Here is a 19651-nt window from a genome sequence, read left to right as displayed (position 1 = left end):
GCCGCTGCCAGGGAGGATAGTTTGAGGGGATGACGGCAAGCTACAGGTACGACGTCGAGATTGTGCACCTCCTCGTGTCCCCGGCACACGCGTACTTCGGCCGCGCCCGCGAGGGCGCAGCGGACGTCCCGACGACGGACGCCGAGCGGGTTCAGCTGGTGGCGGGCAAGGGCATCGTCGGCGACCGGTTCTTCGGCAAGGCCGCGCACATGGACGCCGCTGTCACGCTGATCGCGGTCGAGGCCCTCGAGGCGATGGCCGCGGAGCTCGGAACCGGACCGTTCGACCCGCTCCTGACCCGCCGCAATGTGGTCGTCAGAGGCGCCCAGCTGGCTCCCCTTATTGGCGGAGACTTCACGCTCGAATCGCGCGGGGACCTGGTGCGGCTCCGGGCCGGCCGGCCGGCCCACCCGTGCGCCTGGATGGACCAGATGCTCGCCCCGGGGGCGCACGCGGCCATGCGCGGGCGGGGCGGGGTGCGCTGCCAGCCGCTCTCGGACGGCCTGCTGCACCGCGGTCCGGCCGTGCTGATCAGCCCCGTGCCTCTGGAACCCGAGCAGGCCGGCACGCCAACTCTGCTGCGGCCGTCCCGGGTGCCGTAGAGCCCTCCTTTTGACTTATCCACAGCCCGGATGAGCATAATGCAAGAGGACCGCCGACCTTATTGGATCGTAGGCGGACCGCTCGGAACAGTCGTGCAGGACCATTTTCCTGCCGACAGCAGACACCCGTGGCCCTTTCTCCCGTTGCAGGCACAGGCCGGCAGGGATTGATTATCGAGGCCCGGCGCGCAGCCGCGCCGGCAGTGTCATTGAAGAAGCCGTTAACCGCCGTGCGCCTTTGCGCCGCCCGCGGTGCGGCCGGTGTGCTTCGCGGCCACCGCATGCCTTCCGAGCGTCGAATCTGATGGAGAAGATCCAACGAACAGGAGTAGGCATGTCAATGCGAGTCGGAATCATCGGGGCTGGCCCCAGCGGTATGGCACAGCTACGGGCGTTTGAATCGGCACGGCAGGCAGGAGCCAGCATCCCGGACATCATGTGCTTTGAAAAGCAGGGCGACTGGGGCGGGCAGTGGAACAACAGCTGGCGGATCGGCCTGGATGCCTTCAGCGAACCCGTGCACAGCAGCATGTACCGGCATCTGTGGTCCAACGGCCCGAAGGAGTGCCTGGAGTTCGCTGACTACACCTTTGATGAGCATTTCGGCCGGGCGATCTCGTCCTATCCCCCGCGCGAGGTCCTCTTCGATTACATCAAGGGCCGGGTGGAAAAGTCCGATGTGCGCAAGTACGTCCGTTTCAATACGGTGGCCCGCTGGGTTTCCTATGACGAACAGGCCCAGGAATTCACCGTCACCGTCGAGGACCTGGCCACCGAGACCACCGAGAGCCACGTCTTCGACAAGCTGGTGGTCTCCACCGGCCACTTCTCCTTCCCGCAGGTCCCCGAGTTCGAGGGCATCGGCGACTTCCCGGGCGAGGTGCTGCATGCCCACGATTTCCGCGGCGCCGAACGGTTCGCCGGCCAGAACATCCTGCTGATCGGCAGCAGCTACTCCGCCGAGGACATCGGCATGCAGACTCATAAAATGGGTGCGAAGTCCGTGACGTTCAGTTACCGCAGCGCCCCGATGGGCTTCGACTGGCCCGAGAACGCGACGGAGCGCCCCCTGGTGACGCGTTTCGAGGGGAGCACGGCGCACTTCAGCGACGGCACCACCGGCGACTTCGACGCCGTCGTCCTCTGCACCGGGTACCAGCACAAGTACCCGTTCCTGCCGAGCAGGCTGTCGCTGAAGTCGCGCAACGTGCTCTACCCGGACCACCTCTACAAGGGCGTCATCTGGCAGGACAACACCAACCTGTTCTACCTCGGCGCGCAGGACCAGTACTACACCTTCAACATGTTCGACGCGCAGGCGTGGTTCGCCCGCGATGTGATGCTTGGCCGCATCGAGGTGCCGGACGCCGCGGAGCGGGCCGCCGACATCACGGTCTGGCTGGAGCGGCAGGCCGCCCTGGCGAGCCACGATGCCGAAGCCGATTACCAGACGGACTATCTGCGCGACCTCATCGCACTGACGGACTACCCGGAATTCGATCTGGACACCGTTTCCGCGCTGTTCAAGCAGTGGATGCACGACAAGGAAGACAACATCCTCGGCTACCGGGACAACGTGCACCGCTCGGTGATGACCGGCACGATGGCTGCGCGACACCACACCCGCTGGATCAATGCCATGGATGATAGCCTGGCGCGCTACCTGCAGGGCCCGTCGGAGGATGTGGACACCGGCGCCCTTACCGCCCTCACCGCGGCGGCCCCCACGGGACAGCACGGGTAGCTTCCCAGGACCTCCGTGTGAAGCGGTAACTGCGTAGAGCGGACGACGGCGGGAACGTTCCGCCGTCGTCCGCCTGCGTTCCGGGCGCCGGGTTTCAGCTGCCGCGGCAGCGGGTCACCTACGCGAACCGGGCTTCGGACTCCAGCAAGGTGAATTCAGTCAAGGCATGGTCGGTGGGGATGCGGCGCGGCGCGGTCCCCGCGAAGAAGATCCACACGCCACCGCCGCCGCCGACGGTCACTTCATCGACGATACCGATGCCCAAGTCCTGGTCGCCGACCCGGACGTGGACCTCCTGCCCGCGCTTTAGTTCACTCCCGTGAACATTCCTACCGGACTTTCCTTCGAAGCTCATGGCGGCGCCTTCCCGTGATCGGAGATGGGTCCTCTCCAGCGTAGGCGCGCCCGATTAACGGCCGGTTAACGGGCCGGCACAGGGAATATCTGCCCAGCACAGGAAATCAGGTTCGGCGCAACCCCGGCCACCGCCCACCGCGCGACAAAAGTTGCTTGACGCCGAAATCGGCCCTGAATCACAATGAAAAAGTGAGCGACGCCGAGAGGGAACCGACCATCCGCAAGGTTGCGGACCGCCTCGCGCCCCGCTTTCCCGCGACGCCCCGGCACCGCATTGAAGGAATCGTGGCGGAGGAATACGACGCCCTGGAAACCGGGCGGATCAGAATTTATATCCCTACGCTGATCGAAAACAGCGCCCGGACCAGGCTCCACCGTGAGCTCAAGAATTAGGCAGTCGAAGACCCCGCCCGGGCAACCGCCCCCCGTGGACAACATCGTTGGCATGTACTTGGAGTCGCATCCCTAGGGACTTTGGGCACAGGCCCGGGCAGGCCCGCCCCGCCTAAAATGGAGCATGGCCAGTTCCGCCACGCCCCAAGTGGACCGCGACGACGACGCACGGAAGTAAGTGCTCGTGTCCACTGCGGAGATCGAAGACCTGCGCGCACTGCTTGAAGAAGTCATCAGGCTCCGGCGCAGCATCAAGCACGCCGAAACACGCAGCGGCGGCCGGATCGACGCCGTAAGGCCCCGGCACCGCGAGAGTGCCCTCAACCTCGTCCACTACACCGAGCTGCGCCGCCACGACATCCGCGATCTCCAGGCCCGGCTCTCGAAGTACGGCCTGTCCTCGCTCGGACGCACAGAATCACATGTGCTTCCCAGTATCGAAACACTGATCTGGACCCTGGGCCGGCTGGTCAACCCTGATGGCGAACACACGGCGGCGCCCGCCGGTTTCCCGGACGGCGGCGAGCAGCTCGCCCGGAATGCTGTCAACATCCTCGGACCCAAGCCGGAAGACCGCTCCACGCGCATCATGGTCACGCTGCCGAGCGAGGCGGCAACGGACGCGGCCCTCGTGCGCGGCATGGTCGAGCGGGGCATGGACCTGGCCCGCATCAACTGCGCCCACGACGGGCCCCAGGCGTGGCGGCACATGGTCGACCATATCCGCGCCGCAGAAAACAGCACCGGGAAACGCTGCCTCGTCGCCATGGATCTCGCCGGGCCCAAACTGCGCACCGGCCCGGTCCGCCCCGGACCCCGGGTCCTCCGGGTAAAGCCGATCCGCAGCAAGACGGGTACGGTCCTGGAACCGGGACGCGTCTGGCTCGGCGCCGCACTCGAACCAGCACCCGACGCAGCACCGCCCCCGGAGCTGCCGGTGATTCCGCTGGAGAACAACGCCTGGGCCGGCTCCCAGAAGCGGGGCCAGAAGATCAGGTTCAAGGATGCCCGCGGAGCACGCCGCACCCTCGACGTCGAGCAGACGACCCCCACCGGGTGCCTGGTGACGCTGGAGAAGACGGCCTACTTCACGCCCGGGACGAAACTCACCGCGGTCCCGGACCCGGCGGCCGGTAAGAAGGGCCGCGCTTCGCGCCGCCCCTCCGTCCGTGTTGGGGAGCTCCCGGCTCTGCAGGAGGGCCTCCTGATCCATCAGGGTGACAATCTCGTGCTGAGTAGCGACCTCGCCCCCGCAGACAGCACCTCCACGGGCAAACACCGCATCGGGTGCACGCTCGCCAGCGCCCTGGCGGATGCCCGCGCGGGGGAACGGATCTGGTTCGACGACGGCAAGATCGGCGGGGTGATCACCGCCGTCGGCCCCGGAGAGCTCACGGCCCGGATCACCTCCGCCGCGCCGCAGGGCACGCGGCTCCGCGCAGGAAAAGGCATCAACCTCCCGGACTCGCGGCTCACCGTATCGGCCCTGACCGAGCAGGACGTCGCCGATCTGGAACACGTCCGGGAACTCTCCGACATCGTCAGCATGTCCTTCGTCCGCAGCGCATTAGATGTACGCGAACTCCTCGCCCACCTCGACCCGGAGCGGGACCGGAACCTGGACATTTTGCTCAAGATCGAGACCGTCGCGGCTTTCAAAGCACTGCCCGACATACTGCTTGAACTCATGAAGTGGGCCGACGTCGGCGTCATGATCGCGCGCGGCGACCTCGCCGTTGAAGCGGGCTTCGAACGGCTCGCAGAGGTCCAGGAGGAAATCCTGTGGCTCTGCGAGGCCGCCCACGTCCCGGTCATCTGGGCCACCCAGGTCCTCGACACCCTCGCCCGGACCGGCATGCCGTCCCGGGCCGAAGTGACGGACGCCGCCATGGCCCAGCGCGCCGAGTGCGTCATGCTCAACAAGGGACCCTTCATCAACGAGGCCATCAGCATGCTCGCGGACATCCTCGGCCGGATGCAGGACCATACGCAGAAGAAAAGCAGCCTCCTCAGACGTCTCCGCGCCTGGGACCAGAACGGCACCGGCGCCCTTGAAGCGGGCACGGACGCAGGCCAGGAACCGGACACGGCTGCGGGTGCGGGTCCGTCATGGAGCTGACGGCCATTGTCCTGATCACTGCCCTCCTGTTCGCGTGGGCACTGGTTTCGGAGCGGCTGCAGCAGGCGGACCTGACCGCTCCGATTGTGTTCACCGCGGTCGGCGCGGCGCTGGCCTGGTCGGGGCTGGTCGACGGCTCCTCGCCCCCGGAGGGTCTCACCCCGATGCTCGAGCTCACGCTGGTCTGGGTGCTCTTCTCCGACGCCGCCCGCCTGCCCCTCCAGCAGCTGCGCCGGGACGTGGGCCGGTACGTGCGGCTGCTGGGAGTCGGCCTGCCGCTGACAATCGTGTTCGGGTGGGCCCTGGCCATCTCGTTCTTCCCCCAGTTCGGGCTGTGGCTGGCCCTCCTTGTCGGCGCGGCGCTGGCCCCCACCGACGCTGCCCTCGGGGTCCCCGTGGTGACGAATCCGGCGGTGCCGTCGCGGATCCGCCAGCTGATCACGGTCGAGAGCGGCCTCAACGACGGCATCGCCACCCCGGTCGTGATGGTCGCGATCGCCGGTGCCGCCGCCGCAGCAGGCCTGGAGAGCGCCGCCGGCCCCGGCAGCGCCGCCGTCGAACTGCTCATCGGGGCCGGTGTCGGCGCTGCGGCCGGGGCCCTGGGCGGGTGGCTGCTGCAGCTGGCCCGCCAGCGCGGGACCGCCGTCGAGGACTTCGCCGGCATCGGAGTCCTCGCCCTGAGCCTGCTCGCCTATTCTGCCGCCCTCGCCGTGGGCGGCAACGGGTTCGTCGCCGCGTTCTGCGGCGGGCTGGCGTTCGGCACGTGCGCCGGTCAGCGAGGTCCGGCCGAACTGGTCTTCGTCGAGCAGATGAGTGGACTGGTCTCACTGCTCGTCTGGCTGGCCTTCGGAGCCGTCGCCGTGCCGACGATGCTGGCGAACTTTGTCCCCCTGACCCTCGTGTACGCCGTCCTCAGCCTCACGGTGGTGCGCATGCTGCCGGTGGCACTGGCCACGATAGGCGCCGGCCTTGACCGGGCCACCGTCCTGTTCGTGGGTTGGTTCGGTCCGCGCGGGCTGGCATCGCTCGTATTCGCACTTCTGGCGCTGGAAGCCCTCGGGGCCGTGGCCGACGGTGCGGTGGCCGTCATCGCGGCCACCGTCCTGCTCAGCGTCCTGGCCCACGGCTTCAGCGCCGCGCCGCTGGCCGCCCGCTACGGACGGGCCGCGGCCGCAGCGGGACCGGAGCCCGGCGGCCCGGTGCCGGTCACGCCCGCGCCCGCTCGGGGGTTGAGCCGAAAGCACATACCCCTCCCCCGTTTCCGGCCCAAGCGGGCCCGTCCGTAGCCTGTCAGGCGGCAGGCACGGAGCCGCGGTCTCCCCTGCCCGGCTGGCTGGGAAGCGACGCGACGAGTTCGGGGACCGGCGGCGAGGTCAGGCTCAAGTGTCCGGCCGGAGCGTCCAGCACGACAAGCGGGAGCTCGCGGTGGACAAGGTAGTCGCAGGCAGCCGGGCCGGCCATCCTCAGGCCGGGGCACCTGCTTCCATGGTGTTCAGCGCCTATGTTGGCAGCGCGCAGTCCGGCCCTGAACGCCCTGGTGCGAACGGGTGTCAGACCTTCAAGCCCGCACCAGCTCAGGTACAGACCATACAGTTCTTCCATGCTTAGCCCGTCCCCGTCCGGATCCGGGGCGACGCACTCTTTGAGGAAATCTTCCAGTGGTGTCTTCGTCATCGTGGCCTCCTGGATCCTGGCGGCAGAGCCGCTCAACTGAAACAGCAACAGCATGAATGTGAAGCATCAACAGCGCAGAGACCCTCCTAAAACACAAAGAATCCAGAAGCGCCAGCTCCCCCCCGGTCAACCAAATAATTCAGGGTCCGGGCCCCGGTCCAGGCTGCGCCCCGTTCCGAAGAGAGTCGGTCCGGACACAGCCCGTTGGCGTCAGCCGGCCGCCCGGCGCGTGAGCGCGGGAACGGCCGGCCGGGTGCCAGCGGGATCAGACCTGCTGGACGTTGTCCTTGGCCACGGCGGTCCGGTCCTTGACGTCGGCCACGGCGCCCTGGCCTTCGGCCTTGACGTGCTCGGTCGCGTCAGCGGCGGTGGCCTTGACGTTGTCCATCGCTGCCTGGGCGGGTTCCTTGAGTCCCTCGGCGACGTGCTTGGCGGCCTCGGTGAGTTCCGTGGTGAGCGGTTCGGCCGCGGTCTTCAGGGCATCCGCGGCTTCGCGTTCCTTCTGGCTGGCCGGGATCAGGGAGGAGACCAGCAGCCCGGCCCCGAACGCGATCAGGCCTGCCGCCAGGGGGTTGCCCTGGGTCTTGGTCCTGACCTGCGCGGGGGCGTCCCCGATGGCTGCGCCGGCGTCGCCCAGGTGCGCCCCGGCGGTGCCGGTGGCGGAGTGGACATTGCCAGCGGTGTGGTCGGCGACTCCCATGACTTTCTCCTTCACTCCAAAGACGGCGTCCTTGACGTTTTCTTTAACTTTGTCGGTCTGGCGCTGGACGATGTGGGACGGGGTGACCTTGTCCGCTACGGCATCGACATTGGTGCCCAGCCGCGCGCGGGTTGCTTCGATATCTGCTCGGATGACATCCGGGTTCTCACTCATAGTGTTTCCTCGCTGTATTTAGGGGGTGGGCTTGAGCGTGGGCGGGATTTCCTGCAGCGTCTCGGCGGTCTGGGGCATGCCCTTGATCGCGTTGAGTTCCTTGCGGCCCCTGGCTGCCAGGATCGCGGCGACGACTCCCCAGATGGCGGCGACGACGACGCCGGACCAGCCCAGGCCCATGACGGTCCCGAGCGCCCACCAGAGCGCCAGGGACAGGAACAACAGGACGAAGTGGCCGGCGACGCCGGCGCCGGCCAGCATCCCCGCGCCCTTCCCGGCACGGGTCGCGGACTGCCTGAGCTCGACCTTCGCCAGCTCGACTTCCTGCCGCATCAGGGTGGACATGTCCCGCGTGACCTCGCCCAGCAGATCACCCAGCGACGTCGTCTCAGCCTTGGCGTGCGCGCCGGTCGGAGGTACCTCTGGCATCTCGTGGCTCACAGCTGGCCCCCTTCCCGGCGAGGAAGCGGAACTTCGTCCCGCAGGGTCGTATCGGCTGCCATACCGGACGGCAATGTTTGGGTCGAAACGGGGCCCGCCGTGCCGGGAAGGTCCGGCCCGTCAAAGAACCGGTCGCCGGATCCAGCGGCAATCACCGTCTCCTGGTGGGCGGGAGCGACCGCCGGGGACGACAACTGTGCGGGCCCAGGCGTCGGCTGCTGCGTGTCCGGGGCGCCGGCCTGCAGGCTTCGTCCCAGCCGGCCGGCGAGCAGTCCGGCACCGGCTGCGACCATCAGGAATGTTCCCGGGCGCTGGCGGGCGAAGGACTTCACTTCCGTCAACAAAGATCCCGGATCGCGGTTTTCAAGCCAGGTGGCCACGGACCGGGACCGCTCGGCGGCCTGCCGGACAAGGTCAGTTGCGACGCCGGGCTGGTCGGATGCATCGGCCATGGTGCTCAGCTGCGAAGAAATTGAGCGGATCCCTCCAGCGGCCCTCTGCTGCTGCGAGCCCGCCTGGTCCGTCAGGTCGGTTTTCGCCTGCTGCAGCAGGCCGAGTGCACTCGTTTTTGCCTCGGCGGCGACGTTGGCAGCCTCCGCCTTGGCAGTGCCGGCCACGTTTTTCATATCCGCTGCGGCGTGCCCGGCCACAGCCGCCGCTTCGTCTTTCGCTGTTCCTGTCGTGGATGCGGAGCCGGCCGTCCCTGTCGTGGACGGGGAGCCCGCCACACCGCCGGAGGACACCGTGCCCGTGGTCGGGTACTCGTCCGCGGAGCCTACTGGAGTCGTCTGGGGCCACTGGTTCTCTGTCATCGTTGCTCTCTTTCAGGAGGGGCCCGGAGGTGAGTCTTGCACCCGCGGGGCCGGTGAATTAGTAAGCACGGTTACTAAATAAATAGTAAGCACACTTCCTGTTTGTCGCAAGACTTCCGGCTGTATTCAAAAACCGCATCAAGCTCGCACGCTCCGCCGGCCGGCGTCGCCCAGGGTGAAAAATTAGTAAGTAAGCTTGCCAAGCACTTACTAAGCATGCTTATGGTAGTTGTGCAGCATTCCCCACGGATTCGCTGCAGCCTACGCCGCACGACAGATCCAAGGAGGCATCATGCTCGCCAGGGAACATATTGATGACACCAAGGAGCAGGCGAAGAATGCTCCGCGGGTGGACAACGGCGGGCGCCTCCTCGAGCCCGACGAGGAGGACCGGCTCTACGCCCACTATGGTCTGAGCGGTGGGGGTCGGACCTACACCGAAGCGACAGCCGGCCTGGACGCGGAACGCCGCGAAGCGGTGCGGCTGCGCAAGTACGTCACCACGGAACCTGTGACCGACGAAGTATCTGTCGATGAGGAAGTACGCAAGGAACACAACGAAACGGACGGCGACCACAAAATGCGCCGATAGCGACGGGGGCGGGTCAGGGTTCCGGCCAAGGCCGGAACCCTGACCTGCTTGCCCTGTTTGAACCCTTCCCCAAGCAAGGAAGGGCGTCATCTGTTCCGCTCAAGGAAGGCCGTCACCGATGCCCCTCGACCCGCAGGACCACGTCCGTGACGGCTACTTGCTTCTGACCACGGCTGCCCGCCTTGTCCAGCGCCGCTTTGACGAGGCCCTCGCGCCCCTGGGCCTGACCCGGGCCGCAGTCATCGCACTCAAGGCCATGTCACACCGTCCCATGAACCAGGAACAACTCGCCTCAGTCGTCCACGTCCAAAGCCAGACCCTGGGCCGCGTCCTGACGCGCCTGGAGGCAGAAGGACTGGTCACGAGAACCCGAGACCCCCATGACCGCCGCCAGTTCCAGGTAGAGATAACCGACGCAGGGGAAGCGGCCCTCAGAGCAGCCCGCGAGGCTGAGAGCACCGCCCTCCCTTCAGACTTCGACGGATGGGAAATCCTCCGGGAGCAACTCTCCCGGTTTGTGAATTCCTTCCCGACTCCCCGCCAGGAACGGGATTCAACCCGCAACTGATCCACCGGTATGCCGGATTCGTACCGCCCGCCTGTGATGAGTCTCACGGGCAATAATGCGACATCAGCTTGAGGCGGTTGCGCCGGGCTGTGCACTATGGAAAGGCATGGCGGGGACGGAAATTTCCCGGCCGCGACAGTTTTACCCATCCTGGTGGACGCAATGAGGCCAAACCGGTGAGCTCGCAGAGCCGCCAGCGGTCCCGGAGCGTTCCCGGTTTGGCCCTACGGCGGCTCCGCATCGGTGCGGCAGCCGGACACCCGGATCACGAATGGAAGCACTGAACAATGACGTTTGAAACTGCCACCTCTGTCACCCACAAGCTCTGGGACCGCTCCACGATGCACCACGAGCTGGACTCCCTGATCCACGACCTCTCGGTCCGTCACAACACCCCGAAGAGCAACATCGCGGTCCACGCCAGCGGCCCCAGCACGTTCACGCTGAGCCTGAACCACGGCGCCGCCAGCCTCGAGTCCGTCTCCTCCTAGCGCCGCATTCACGACGTAACACCACGACGACGGCGGGACCCTCCCGCCGTCGTCGTCCCGGCTTAGCCGCGCGTCGACTCCGACGTCACAACACGTGCCCAGCCCGCGGGCGCGGACCCCGGGCGGCTACTCGCTGTGCCCTTGATCGCGGCTCATCTGATCCTCGGCCGGAGGGGTCTCTCCCGGCGGCACTCCCCCACCAGGCTCCAACCCGGTGATCTTGCCCTCGAGCGGATCGGGGTTGGCCGAGGACCCCGCATCGGTGTCACCCGACGCGGCAGGATCCGGGATCGAATATTCGGGCACGCCCGGATTCTTTCCGCCGTCCGCCCGCGGCGGGTCGGGATTGGCGGGATCGTTTTCGGGATGATAGGTGCTCATGGTTATGCCTTTCATTGCGCTCGGTTGGACCTGGCCAGACAGACTGCTGCGCGGCCCCGTTCAGGGCTTCAGGATCACCTTGATGCAGCCGTCTTCTTTCTTCTGGAAAATCTCGTAGGCGGCCGCGGCGCCGTCCAGGGAAACCTCGTGGGTCTTGAGGTCCATCACGCCAAGCGGGTCACTCGGGTCTTCCACGAGGGGGATCAGGTGGTCAGTCCAGTTCCGGACGTTGCACTGGCCCATCCGGAACTGGATCTGCTTGTCGAACATGGTGAGCAGAGGCATCGGGCTTGCCGTGCCTCCGTAGACTCCGCTGAGCGAGATGGTGCCGCCGCGCCGCACAGCGTCCACGGCCGAGTGCAGGACGGTCATGCGGTCCACACCGGCCGTTTCCATCGCCTTTTTTGCCAGCGCGTCGGGCAAGAGCCCCACTGCATGCTGGGCGAACGCGCCAACGGGCGAATTGTGCGCCTCCATGCCGACGGCGTCGAGCACCGCATCGGGGCCACGCCCCCCGGTCATCTCGCGCAGCCGGTCGCCGATGTCGTCCGTGAAATCCATGGTTTCCACTCCGTGCCGTTCCGCCATGCGGCGGCGTTCCGGAACCGGCTCAATCGCAATGACCCGCTGGCCGAGGTGGCGGCCGATCCGGCTGGCGAACTGCCCCACCGGACCGAGACCGAAAACTGCCAACGTGCCGCCCTCGGGGACGTCGGCGTAGGTCACCCCCTGCCAGGCAGTGGGCAGGATATCGGAGAGGTAGAGATAGCGTTCATCAGGCAGCTCATGGCCCACCTTGATCGGTCCGTAGTCTGCGTGCGGCACCCTCAGGTATTCCGCCTGGCCGCCCGGGACGGATCCGTAGAGCTCGGAGAATCCGAAGAGGCTCGCGCCGCTGTTGTGGTCATGAACCTGCGTGGTCTCACACTGGGATTGCAGCCCCTGCCTGCACATCCAGCAGTGTCCGCAGGAGATGTTGAACGGGATGACCACGCGGTCCCCGGGCACAAGATTCGTGACAGCGGATCCCACTTCCTGGACTATGCCCATGGGCTCGTGTCCCAGGATGTCCCCGGACTTCATGTACGGCCCGAGCACCTCGTACAGGTGAAGGTCGGAACCGCAGATCGCCGAGGACGTGATCTTCACAATGGCGTCCGTGGGCTCCTGGATCACCGGATCCGGAACCACCTCGACGCTGACCGACCGCTTTCCCTGCCAGGTTAGTGCTCTCATGCCGTACTCCGTTCAGATAACAATAATAAGTATGCTGAGTAATTGATTATTGCTTGTCACCGCGTCGTTGAAAAGCTCCCTGCGCGTCGAGAACGGTGAGAGCTTCGGCCCGCAGGTGTGAGCAGGCGAAGGTTTCGGCGGAACTTATCTTCACTTGCGCGTAGACTGAGAAAGCAAAGCATGCTTACTACTTGGCCTGCCCCGCCCTGCTCGGCGAACTCCCTGAAAGGCACCAGCCATGCTTCTCCTCTTCGGCCTCAAGACCGCCCTGAACAACCTCCCCGGACGGCCGGCAACCTGCCAGTACTGCGGCCGGTTCGTTCACCACCACCTCCAGGAACGCGCCACCAAGTTCACGCTGTTTTTCATCCCGATCCTCACCACGTCCCGGACCTACCGGATCTCCTGCTCGAACTGCGGCCAGACTTCCGCCATCAATTCCCGGCAGAAGAAGGCGGTGGCCTGGTGACAGCCGTCAGTCCGGAAAGGCAAACGGCATGAAAGCTTCCTTCAGCGGTGCGGTCGGCGAGGCTCTCGCTGCCAGTTTTCAAAATCCTCAAGGCAAGCAGACGCCCCTCATGCCCGACAAGGGACGCGCGGAGTCGGTTCTGCTGGCGGCCCGCCCGGCGTCGCGCCGGCTTGTCCGCGTAAAAAAGCAGCGCCGCGGGAGGTCATATCTGGCCCGCCCCGCCATCCTGCTGGCACACTGAGCCGATGAGTGATCCTCTCCCCCGGTCCGGGCGGCCCGGCATCCGCGCCGCGATGTTCGTTGATTTCGACAACGTCTACACCGGCCTGATGGCCCTGGACCCGGCGGCCGCCAAACGGTTCGCCGAGGATCCCAAGCACTGGACGGAGGCGCTGGCCGACGGCGGTGCCGGCGGGGAATCCCGGCGCTTCCTGATCCGCAATTGCTACCTCAACCCGGTGGTGTACTCGAAGTACCGGACATACTGGACCCGGGCCGGGTTCCGCGTGATCGACTGCCCGTCGCTGACGCAGCGGGGCAAGAGCAGCACGGACATCAACCTCGTGCTGGAAGCCATGGACGCACTGTCCGGCAGCGGCGGCATCGACGAGTTCTTCATCGCCTCGGCCGACGCCGACTTCACGTCCCTGATCCAGCGGTTCCGCGCCGCCGACCGGATGACCACCGTCATCGCAGCCGGCGCCGTGGCCTTCGCCTACCGGGAGATGGCGGACCATGTGGTGGAATCCCACGACTTCGTCGCCATCCTCAACGGCACAACGGTGGAGCCGATTCATGCGGTGGCGTCCCCGAAACAGCAGCACGCCCCGGCCGCGGCGAAGCCGAAAACCAAGGCGGCCTCGCCCGCGGTCCGTGACGTCCTGGAGTTCGTCCGCACCGCTCCGGGACCGGTGGTCGGCGCGATGGTGGCGCATCGGGCCCTCACCGCAGACCCGTCCCTGAAGACAGACTGGGGCGGCTTCGGCAAGTTCGGGACCTGGGTCGCCCAGATCGGCCAAAGCGTCGAATATTCCCCGGCACAGGGCGGGTGGGTCTGGGACGCCAAGCGGTTTTCGAGCGAGGATCTTCCCGCCCCGGCAGACCTGCAGCCCGGCATCGAGGAGCAGGTCACGAGGGTGACGGATGTTCCGGCACTGTCCGAGGCCCAGTTCCGGCAGGTGTTCCTGGCCATGGCGGCCAGGCTGCGTGAGCATCCGCTCAACCGCACCGAATTGTCCCGGCTGGTCCGGGATGACTGCGTCAGCGCGGGCCAGCCGGTCTCCCGCAACGCGGTGAACTTTGTCCTGCAGGGCCTCGCCTACGCCAATTTCCAGCTCAACGACCAGGCCACGGCACCAGATCTCGCAGCAGCCTGGACCGCGAACGTGGAGGAACTCTGCCGGGTGGCGCTGCTGGAGTTCGACGCCGCCGAGAAGTCAGCGGTGCGCCGCTGGGCCAGCGGCGGGCTGCTGCAGTCCACGCAGACTGGCGACTCCACCGCCTAGCGCTTCCAGGCGGCATCACAAGGTGGCGGCTTCTTCCTGCGCCAGTCTGACCAGCCGAAGTTCGTCCTCCACTGCGCGGGCAGGCCAATAATCCTTCGCCAGCTCTCCCGCCCGGGTCCGGTCTGCCTCCGGGAAGAGCTTGCCGAACAGCCCGGCGGCGTGAAGCAGGGCGATCAGCGCCGTGGTCCTGTCATCGGGCGCCTTGGAAACGGGGGCCTTGGGCTCGGGTGCGGCACCGGGCTCCCCCGCAGCGGGCGCGGCACCGGGCTCCCCGGCATCGGACGTGGTCTCGGGCTCCCCGGCAGCGGACGTGGTCTCGGGCGCCTCGTTACCGGGCGTGGCATCGGGCGCCGCGGCCTTTGCCTCGGCAGCGGACGCCTCGGCATCAGGTGTGGTCTCGGGCGCTTTGACGTCGGCCTTTGCGGGCTCCGGAGGCGCACCGCTGAGTGCTGCTTCGATTTTTTCCAGGAGCGCAGCTTCCGGACCGTGATCCTTCTCCGGGTACCGCCTGGACTTGAACAGACCAAGGCGTCTTTCGCCGACGGGTTCCAGGATGCCCAGGGTCGCCATCCTCTCGTAGACACGCTGCACTTCGGCCCGGCCCTCCAGCATGGAGACCCAGCTCTTGGGAGTGTGGGGCCGGGATTTGCCCCGGATAAGCTCGAGCTCGCGCTGGAAGTCCGTGTTCGGGACGGCGCCGGTCGCCCTGACGTGCTTGCCCTGCAGTTCGATGGCGCCAAGCAGGTCCAGCTCGGCCAGTATTGCCCCGGCCACAGTGGTCCTGAGTGCAAACACCGGCACCTCGTGTGAGCCGTCCTTGTCGTTCGTCGCCAACAGCAGGAAGGCCTGCGGAAGGCTCAGCTCCCCCGCCTTGGGTGTTTCAGGTGTCTTAGCATCCATACGCTCATGGTGGCGCAGTCGCGCCGCCACCACAATGAGGATTTGTACCCCTCTACGGAGCAGATCAGGCGTGCTGATCGACGAACGGAAGACGCTGTTGGCCCGCAGCCGACGACGGTTGGCTAGGTGACGGCTTCTACCTCCGCCAGTCTGATCATGCGCAGTTCGTCCACCACCGCACGGGAGGGCCAATGTCCATTCGTCAGCTCCCTCACCCTGCTCTGATCTGCTGCCGGGAAGAGCTTACCGAGCAGCCCGGCCGCTTCAAGCAGGGCGATCAGCGCCGTGGTTCTGGCATCGGGCACCTTTGGCGAAGGCTTGGCATCGGGGGCTCTGGAACCAGGAACGGCACCGGGCGCCTCGGCATGGGGCGCCTCTGTTTCAGGCTTGGCTGCGGGCGCCGTGGCGTCGGCCTTCGCGGGTTCCGGCGGCGCGCCGATGAGTGCCGCTTCGATCTGTTGCAGGAGCGCGGCTTCCGGACCGTGATCCTTTTCCGGGTACCGCATGGACTTGAACAGACCAAGGTGTTTCTCGCCGACCGGTTCCACGATGCCCCGTGAGGCCATCTGCTCGTAGACACGCTGCACCTCGGCGCGGCCCTCCAGCATGGCGACCCACCGCTTCGGAGTGTGGGGCCGGGATTTGCCCCGGATGAGCTCCAGCTCGCGCTGGAAGTCCGTGTGCGGGGCGGTGCCGGTCGCCCTGATGTGCTTGCCCTGCAGCTCAATGGCACCGAGCAGGTCCAGCTCGGCCAGTATTGCCCCGGCCAAGGTGGTCCTGAGTGCGTATACCGGCACGGCAGGTTTGCCGTCGCTGTCGTTTGTCGCCAGCAGGAGGAAAGCCTGGGGAAGGCTCAGTTCCTCCGCCTTGGGTGTCATAGCGTCCATACGATCATGGTGGCTCAGTTGCGCCGCCACCACAACGAGTATTTACAAGCCGGAAACCAAAAAGCCTGTTCGCAAACGAAATTGCAGAGTACATTAGATGCAATCCGCCTTGCAGAGTGATGTGCGATACAGAAGGGGTCCGGACTTGAAAACCACTGCGGCAGATCTTGAAGCCGGCGCGGCAGGCGTCAACGGCGCCGGCAACGATTTCCATGCCTGGCTCGGTGACGCGCTTCCGGACGTTCCGCTGTCCAAGGCCCAGACCCGGGTGGTCGATGTCATCGCCCGCAATCCGCAACTTTCGTCCTACGCCGACATCGCCGAGATCGCCCAGCGCGCCGACGTCAACAACTCCACGGTGGTGCGCACGGCCCAGCATCTGGGCTACCGGGGCTGGCCCGATCTCCAGCGGGAGCTGCGCTCCCGGTACCTCGTGATGATCTCCACCGAGGACACCCTGGCCGAGCACGGCGAACACCGCAGTCCGCTCCATGACGCGCTCAACCACGACATCGAGAACCTGCGCCTGACGCTGGAGTCCAATACGGCCGACGACGCCGAGGCCGCCATCGCGGCCATGGCCGCCGCCCGGTCCATCACCGTCGTCGGGCTTGGCTCCTTCGCCGGTCCCGCCAGCGTGATGGCGCACCTGGGCTCCACCATGGGATACCCCATCACCCTGGAGAACCGCGGCGGCGTCCACCTCGCTTCCAGCGCCAACACCCTGGGCGAAGGGGACGTCCTGGTGGTCATCAACATGTGGCGCTCCATCCGGCAGATCATCGTCACCGCCGAAGCCGCCAAGCAGGCAGGCGCCACGGTCATTGCCGTCAGCGACATGCGCCGCGGCCCCCTGGCAGCTGCGGCTGACCACCTTCTGGTGGTGGCCTCGGAAGGAATTTCCTTCTTCCAGTCCGTCACGGCCGCAAACTCAGTGGTCTACGGCCTGCTCGCGGGCATGGAGGCAGCGCATCCCGAACGCAGCCGCGCCGCCATCCGCCGCACCCAGCAGCTGTGGAAAGACCTGGACATCTATCTCGACTGACCCCGCCAACCCTGACCCGTCCCCCACCCGCATACTTCAGGAGCAGTTCATGAACACCAGCACTGACCGCCGCATCGCCGTCATAGGCCTCGGAGCCATGGGCGGGGCGATGGCCGCCACCCTCCACAAGTCCGGCTGGGACGTCACCGGCTTCGACCCCTCCGAGGCGGCCCGGGCCGCCGCCGCGCAATCTGGGATTGCCACCACGGCCAATCTTGAGGATCTCGCCGGGACCCCGTACGCGGTGCTCTCCCTGCCCGCAGCCAGCATCGTGGAAACCACCGTGCCCCGGCTCCTGGCGGCCCCGGGAACTGTCGCGATCATTGATACCACCACCTCGGAACCGGCCACCAGCAAGCTCATGGCCTCCCTCGCCGAAGCGCAGGGGGCAGCCTTCGTGGACGCGCCGGTCTCCGGCGGCCGCGACGGGGCTGCAACGGGATCCCTGAGCGCCTTCGTCGGCGCAACCGATGCGGCCCTTGCCGCGGCGGAGCCGGTCCTGCTCGCCCTCACCGGCGGCAAGTACAGCCACATCGGGGGCCCCGGCAGCGGCAACGTCGTCAAGCTCCTCAACAACGTCCTGGCAGCGGCGAATCTGGTCTCCGTGGGCGAGGCCCTCGGCGTCGCCAAGGCCTACGGCATCGATCCTGCCACGGCCGCGGCCAGCATCAGCGAGGCCTCCGGCGGCAGCAAGGTCTCCGCGAACATGTACCCGAACTGGGTGCTCAGCGGCAGCCACGACTCAGGCTTCTCGCTGGGCCTTATGGCCCGGGACGCCGCCCTCGCCGTGGAGGTCGCCGCGCAAATCGGCGAACGCCCGGCCCTGCTGGCAGCCGTGGCGGGCCAGTGGCAGGACGCCCTGGCCGTCCTCGGACCGGGGGCCGACTTCACCGAAATCGCCAGGACCGTCGCCCCGGCCATCACGCCCGCCGGCGCACCCGGCACCACCAACGGCACCACCGCCGTCGCCTAAGCCCCCCAGCCACGAAGGAACACCCCCTTGAGCCCCACCACAGCACCCACCACCTCCTCAGCAGCCACCGCCCGGGCGGTCCTGGACGCGGCCTTCCCCACCGGCCTCGGCGCCTTCCTTGACGGCCGGACAGTTGCCGGCAGCGGCGAGAGCATCACCCTCACGGCAGCGGCCACGGGGGAAGCCTTTGCCACGTACGCCGACCCAGGAACCGACGGCGCCAACGCCATCCTGGAAAGCTCGACGGCGGGTGCGGCGGTGTGGGGCGGAATGAACGGATTCGAGCGGGCGGCCATCCTGCGCAACGTCAGCCGCGTCGTGGAAGCCCACGCGGAGGAACTGGCCATCCTCGAGTCCGCCACCACGGGAAAGCCCATCCGCGACGCCCGCGTCGAAGCCGCCAAAGTGGCCGAAATGTTCGGCTACTACGCCGGCTGGGCCGACAAGCTGACGGGGCTGACCATTCCCGTTCCCGGGCTCTGGCACACCTACACCGAACGCGTCCCGTGGGGCGTCGTCGTCGCCATCACCCCCTGGAACGCCCCGCTGTTCACGGCCGGCTGGAATTCCGCCGCGCCGCTGGCCGCCGGCAACGCCGTCATCATCAAACCCAGCGAATTCACCCCGGCCTCCTCGGTCCGGCTCGCCCAGCTGGCCCACGAAGCGGGGCTGCCGGCCGGCGTCTTCAACGTCGCGGCGGGACTGGGCCAGACCGTCGGAGCGGCCCTCACCACCGACCGGCGGGTCGGCAAGATCAGCTTCATCGGCTCCGTCCCCACGGGACGGCGGGTGGCTGTCGCGGCCGCGCAGGCCGGGATTCCCGCCCTGCTGGAACTCGGCGGCAAGAGCGCCAACATTGTCTTCGCCGACGCCGACCTGGACCGTGCCGCCGACGGCGCCATCTCGGCGATCTTCTCCGGAGCGGGCCAGTCCTGCGTCGCCGGATCACGGCTTCTGGTGGAGCGCAGCGTGCACGCCCGGTTCGTCGAACTGGTGGCGGACAAGGCCGCGCGGCTGCGGGTCGGCGACCCGCTGGACGCGGCCACCGAGGTGGGTCCGATCATCACGGCCCAGCAGTTCGCCACCGTCACCTCCCTCATCGAGGCAGGGCTGAGCGACGGCGGACGCCGGGTCACCGGAGCGGCGCTCCCGGAGGCACTCGCCGGGTCCCCGCTGGCCGGCGGGCACTGGGTCATGCCGACCCTGCTCGACGGGGTGACGCCCGAGAACCGCCTCGAAACCACGGAGGTTTTCGGTCCCGTGGTGGGCGCCGACGCGTTCGACACGGAAGCGGAGGCGATTGCCCGCGCCAACAACACCAACTTCGGCCTCGCCGGGGCCGTGTGGACCTCCGATGTCTCCCGCGCGCACCACATTGCCCGGGAGGTGCGGGCCGGCACATTCTGGATCAACTCCTACAAGACCATCCACGTGGCCGTTCCGTTCGGCGGCTTCGGCGATTCGGGCCACGGCCGCTCCTCCGGTCCGGGCGTCCTGGACGAGTACACGCAGACCAAGGCCATCTGGGTGCCCACGCGCGCAGCCGGCTCCCCCTTCCCGTCGCTGTCCTACTAGAACAGGCAGAAAC

23 protein-coding genes are annotated in these 19651 nt (G+C 67.2%); 14 read left to right on the top strand and 9 right to left on the bottom strand.

Annotation, left to right across the window (positions count from 1 at the left end):
- Window positions 1–29 precede the first annotated feature (29 nt).
- Window positions 30–602, top strand: a complete 573-nt coding sequence (locus J2W14_RS16930) for an MOSC domain-containing protein (RefSeq protein ID WP_307464653.1) — start codon at window positions 30–32, stop codon at window positions 600–602.
- Between the two features lie 334 nt (window positions 603–936).
- Window positions 937–2346, top strand: coding sequence for an NAD(P)-binding domain-containing protein (locus J2W14_RS16925; RefSeq protein WP_307464652.1), 1410 nt, complete (start codon window positions 937–939; stop codon window positions 2344–2346).
- A 118-nt stretch (window positions 2347–2464) separates the two neighbouring features.
- Here J2W14_RS16925 and J2W14_RS16920 read toward each other — a convergent pair whose 3' ends face one another.
- Complete coding sequence (locus tag J2W14_RS16920; RefSeq protein WP_307464650.1) at window positions 2465–2701, bottom strand: hypothetical protein; 237 nt, start codon at window positions 2699–2701, stop codon at window positions 2465–2467.
- A 191-nt stretch (window positions 2702–2892) separates the two neighbouring features.
- Between J2W14_RS16920 and J2W14_RS16915 the strand changes: the two genes are divergently transcribed.
- The 3 genes from J2W14_RS16915 (at window position 2893) to J2W14_RS16905 (ending at window position 6501) form a co-directional block, all read left to right on the top strand.
- Window positions 2893–3096: a three-helix bundle dimerization domain-containing protein gene (locus J2W14_RS16915; protein WP_307464648.1), complete on the top strand. Its 204-nt coding sequence runs from the start codon at window positions 2893–2895 to the stop codon at window positions 3094–3096.
- Between the two features lie 184 nt (window positions 3097–3280).
- Entirely contained in the window at window positions 3281–5215 is a 1935-nt protein-coding gene (locus tag J2W14_RS16910) for a pyruvate kinase (RefSeq protein WP_307464646.1), read from the top strand.
- Window positions 5206–6501, top strand: a complete 1296-nt coding sequence (locus tag J2W14_RS16905) for a cation:proton antiporter domain-containing protein (protein ID WP_307464644.1) — start codon at window positions 5206–5208, stop codon at window positions 6499–6501. The genes J2W14_RS16910 and J2W14_RS16905 overlap by 10 nt, the downstream gene beginning before the upstream one ends.
- A 4-nt stretch (window positions 6502–6505) precedes the next feature.
- Here J2W14_RS16905 and J2W14_RS16900 read toward each other — a convergent pair whose 3' ends face one another.
- The 4 genes from J2W14_RS16900 to J2W14_RS16885 all read right to left on the bottom strand — a co-directional run bounded on the left by J2W14_RS16900 (window position 6506) and on the right by J2W14_RS16885 (window position 9016).
- A complete protein-coding gene (locus J2W14_RS16900) occupies window positions 6506–6889 on the bottom strand; it encodes a hypothetical protein (RefSeq protein WP_307464642.1) in 384 nt (127 codons plus the stop codon).
- A 265-nt stretch (window positions 6890–7154) separates the two neighbouring features.
- Complete coding sequence (locus J2W14_RS16895; protein WP_307464640.1) at window positions 7155–7763, bottom strand: DUF3618 domain-containing protein; 609 nt, start codon at window positions 7761–7763, stop codon at window positions 7155–7157.
- Between the two features lie 18 nt (window positions 7764–7781).
- On the bottom strand, window positions 7782–8192 hold the full coding sequence (locus J2W14_RS16890; protein ID WP_307464697.1) for a phage holin family protein: 411 nt from the start codon (window positions 8190–8192) through the stop codon (window positions 7782–7784).
- Window positions 8193–8200: 8 nt separating this feature from the next.
- Window positions 8201–9016: a hypothetical protein gene (locus J2W14_RS16885; protein ID WP_307464638.1), complete on the bottom strand. Its 816-nt coding sequence runs from the start codon at window positions 9014–9016 to the stop codon at window positions 8201–8203.
- A gap of 292 nt (window positions 9017–9308) precedes the next feature.
- On the opposite strand from J2W14_RS16885, the gene J2W14_RS16880 reads away from it, so the two are divergent.
- From J2W14_RS16880 to J2W14_RS16870, 3 genes are all read left to right on the top strand, one after another.
- A complete protein-coding gene (locus tag J2W14_RS16880; RefSeq protein WP_307464636.1) occupies window positions 9309–9608 on the top strand; it encodes a hypothetical protein in 300 nt (99 codons plus the stop codon).
- Between the two features lie 118 nt (window positions 9609–9726).
- On the top strand, window positions 9727–10176 hold the full coding sequence (locus tag J2W14_RS16875) for a MarR family winged helix-turn-helix transcriptional regulator (protein WP_307464634.1): 450 nt from the start codon (window positions 9727–9729) through the stop codon (window positions 10174–10176).
- A gap of 287 nt (window positions 10177–10463) precedes the next feature.
- Window positions 10464–10667: a hypothetical protein gene (locus J2W14_RS16870; RefSeq protein WP_282381177.1), complete on the top strand. Its 204-nt coding sequence runs from the start codon at window positions 10464–10466 to the stop codon at window positions 10665–10667.
- Between the two features lie 126 nt (window positions 10668–10793).
- Here the strand turns inward: J2W14_RS16870 and J2W14_RS16865 are convergent, their stop codons facing one another.
- Window positions 10794–11048, bottom strand: a complete 255-nt coding sequence (locus J2W14_RS16865) for a DUF6480 family protein (protein WP_307464632.1) — start codon at window positions 11046–11048, stop codon at window positions 10794–10796.
- A gap of 60 nt (window positions 11049–11108) precedes the next feature.
- Entirely contained in the window at window positions 11109–12284 is a 1176-nt protein-coding gene (locus tag J2W14_RS16860) for a zinc-dependent alcohol dehydrogenase (protein WP_307464630.1), read from the bottom strand.
- Window positions 12285–12522: 238 nt separating this feature from the next.
- Between J2W14_RS16860 and J2W14_RS16855 the strand changes: the two genes are divergently transcribed.
- The 3 genes from J2W14_RS16855 to J2W14_RS16845 are packed head-to-tail and all read left to right on the top strand — an operon-like array spanning window position 12523 to window position 14258.
- On the top strand, window positions 12523–12753 hold the full coding sequence (locus J2W14_RS16855; protein WP_307464628.1) for a zinc-ribbon domain-containing protein: 231 nt from the start codon (window positions 12523–12525) through the stop codon (window positions 12751–12753).
- Window positions 12754–12781: 28 nt separating this feature from the next.
- On the top strand, window positions 12782–12994 hold the full coding sequence (locus tag J2W14_RS16850; protein WP_307464626.1) for a hypothetical protein: 213 nt from the start codon (window positions 12782–12784) through the stop codon (window positions 12992–12994).
- A gap of 4 nt (window positions 12995–12998) precedes the next feature.
- Entirely contained in the window at window positions 12999–14258 is a 1260-nt protein-coding gene (locus tag J2W14_RS16845; RefSeq protein WP_307464624.1) for an NYN domain-containing protein, read from the top strand.
- 15 nt (window positions 14259–14273) lie between these two features.
- Here J2W14_RS16845 and J2W14_RS16840 read toward each other — a convergent pair whose 3' ends face one another.
- Together J2W14_RS16840 and J2W14_RS16835 are read right to left on the bottom strand one after the other, a co-directional pair.
- Window positions 14274–15158, bottom strand: a complete 885-nt coding sequence (locus J2W14_RS16840) for a GOLPH3/VPS74 family protein (protein WP_307464622.1) — start codon at window positions 15156–15158, stop codon at window positions 14274–14276.
- 122 nt (window positions 15159–15280) lie between these two features.
- Window positions 15281–16045 (bottom strand): GOLPH3/VPS74 family protein, encoded by a 765-nt coding sequence (locus J2W14_RS16835; RefSeq protein ID WP_307464619.1) that lies wholly within the window; start codon window positions 16043–16045, stop codon window positions 15281–15283.
- Between the two features lie 145 nt (window positions 16046–16190).
- Between J2W14_RS16835 and J2W14_RS16830 the strand changes: the two genes are divergently transcribed.
- The 3 genes from J2W14_RS16830 to J2W14_RS16820 are packed head-to-tail and all read left to right on the top strand — an operon-like array spanning window position 16191 to window position 19638.
- Window positions 16191–17090, top strand: a complete 900-nt coding sequence (locus J2W14_RS16830) for a MurR/RpiR family transcriptional regulator (RefSeq protein WP_307464618.1) — start codon at window positions 16191–16193, stop codon at window positions 17088–17090.
- A 49-nt stretch (window positions 17091–17139) separates the two neighbouring features.
- Complete coding sequence (locus J2W14_RS16825; protein WP_307464617.1) at window positions 17140–18063, top strand: NAD(P)-dependent oxidoreductase; 924 nt, start codon at window positions 17140–17142, stop codon at window positions 18061–18063.
- A gap of 27 nt (window positions 18064–18090) precedes the next feature.
- Window positions 18091–19638 carry an aldehyde dehydrogenase family protein gene (locus J2W14_RS16820; protein ID WP_307464615.1) on the top strand — a complete coding sequence of 516 codons (1548 nt, stop codon included), beginning with the start codon at window positions 18091–18093 and terminating at the stop codon, window positions 19636–19638.
- The last annotated feature ends 13 nt before the right edge of the window (window positions 19639–19651 follow it).

The sequence above is a fragment of the Pseudarthrobacter oxydans genome (assembly GCF_030812335.1).
Classification (GTDB): domain Bacteria; phylum Actinomycetota; class Actinomycetes; order Actinomycetales; family Micrococcaceae; genus Arthrobacter; species Arthrobacter oxydans_B.
The sequence above is the reverse complement of the archived record's forward strand: the minus strand, read 5'-3'. Positions and strand labels throughout refer to the sequence as shown.

Bases quoted from the DNA above. Each gene is read 5' to 3' on its own strand.
- J2W14_RS16930 (WP_307464653.1), top strand. From the start codon at position 30: ATGACGGCAAGCTACAGGTACGACGTCGAGATTGTGCACCTCCTCGTG.
- J2W14_RS16925 (WP_307464652.1), top strand. From the start codon at position 937: ATGTCAATGCGAGTCGGAATCATCGGGGCTGGCCCCAGCGGTATGGCA.
- J2W14_RS16920 (WP_307464650.1), bottom strand. From the start codon at position 2,701: ATGAGCTTCGAAGGAAAGTCCGGTAGGAATGTTCACGGGAGTGAACTA.
- J2W14_RS16905 (WP_307464644.1), top strand. From the start codon at position 5,206: ATGGAGCTGACGGCCATTGTCCTGATCACTGCCCTCCTGTTCGCGTGG.
- J2W14_RS16900 (WP_307464642.1), bottom strand. From the start codon at position 6,889: ATGACGAAGACACCACTGGAAGATTTCCTCAAAGAGTGCGTCGCCCCG.
- J2W14_RS16895 (WP_307464640.1), bottom strand. From the start codon at position 7,763: ATGAGTGAGAACCCGGATGTCATCCGAGCAGATATCGAAGCAACCCGC.
- J2W14_RS16890 (WP_307464697.1), bottom strand. From the start codon at position 8,192: ATGCCAGAGGTACCTCCGACCGGCGCGCACGCCAAGGCTGAGACGACG.
- J2W14_RS16885 (WP_307464638.1), bottom strand. From the start codon at position 9,016: ATGACAGAGAACCAGTGGCCCCAGACGACTCCAGTAGGCTCCGCGGAC.
- J2W14_RS16880 (WP_307464636.1), top strand. From the start codon at position 9,309: ATGCTCGCCAGGGAACATATTGATGACACCAAGGAGCAGGCGAAGAAT.
- J2W14_RS16875 (WP_307464634.1), top strand. From the start codon at position 9,727: ATGCCCCTCGACCCGCAGGACCACGTCCGTGACGGCTACTTGCTTCTG.
- J2W14_RS16870 (WP_282381177.1), top strand. From the start codon at position 10,464: ATGACGTTTGAAACTGCCACCTCTGTCACCCACAAGCTCTGGGACCGC.
- J2W14_RS16865 (WP_307464632.1), bottom strand. From the start codon at position 11,048: ATGAGCACCTATCATCCCGAAAACGATCCCGCCAATCCCGACCCGCCG.
- J2W14_RS16860 (WP_307464630.1), bottom strand. From the start codon at position 12,284: ATGAGAGCACTAACCTGGCAGGGAAAGCGGTCGGTCAGCGTCGAGGTG.
- J2W14_RS16855 (WP_307464628.1), top strand. From the start codon at position 12,523: ATGCTTCTCCTCTTCGGCCTCAAGACCGCCCTGAACAACCTCCCCGGA.
- J2W14_RS16850 (WP_307464626.1), top strand. From the start codon at position 12,782: ATGAAAGCTTCCTTCAGCGGTGCGGTCGGCGAGGCTCTCGCTGCCAGT.
- J2W14_RS16845 (WP_307464624.1), top strand. From the start codon at position 12,999: ATGAGTGATCCTCTCCCCCGGTCCGGGCGGCCCGGCATCCGCGCCGCG.
- J2W14_RS16840 (WP_307464622.1), bottom strand. From the start codon at position 15,158: ATGGATGCTAAGACACCTGAAACACCCAAGGCGGGGGAGCTGAGCCTT.
- J2W14_RS16835 (WP_307464619.1), bottom strand. From the start codon at position 16,045: ATGGACGCTATGACACCCAAGGCGGAGGAACTGAGCCTTCCCCAGGCT.
- J2W14_RS16825 (WP_307464617.1), top strand. From the start codon at position 17,140: ATGAACACCAGCACTGACCGCCGCATCGCCGTCATAGGCCTCGGAGCC.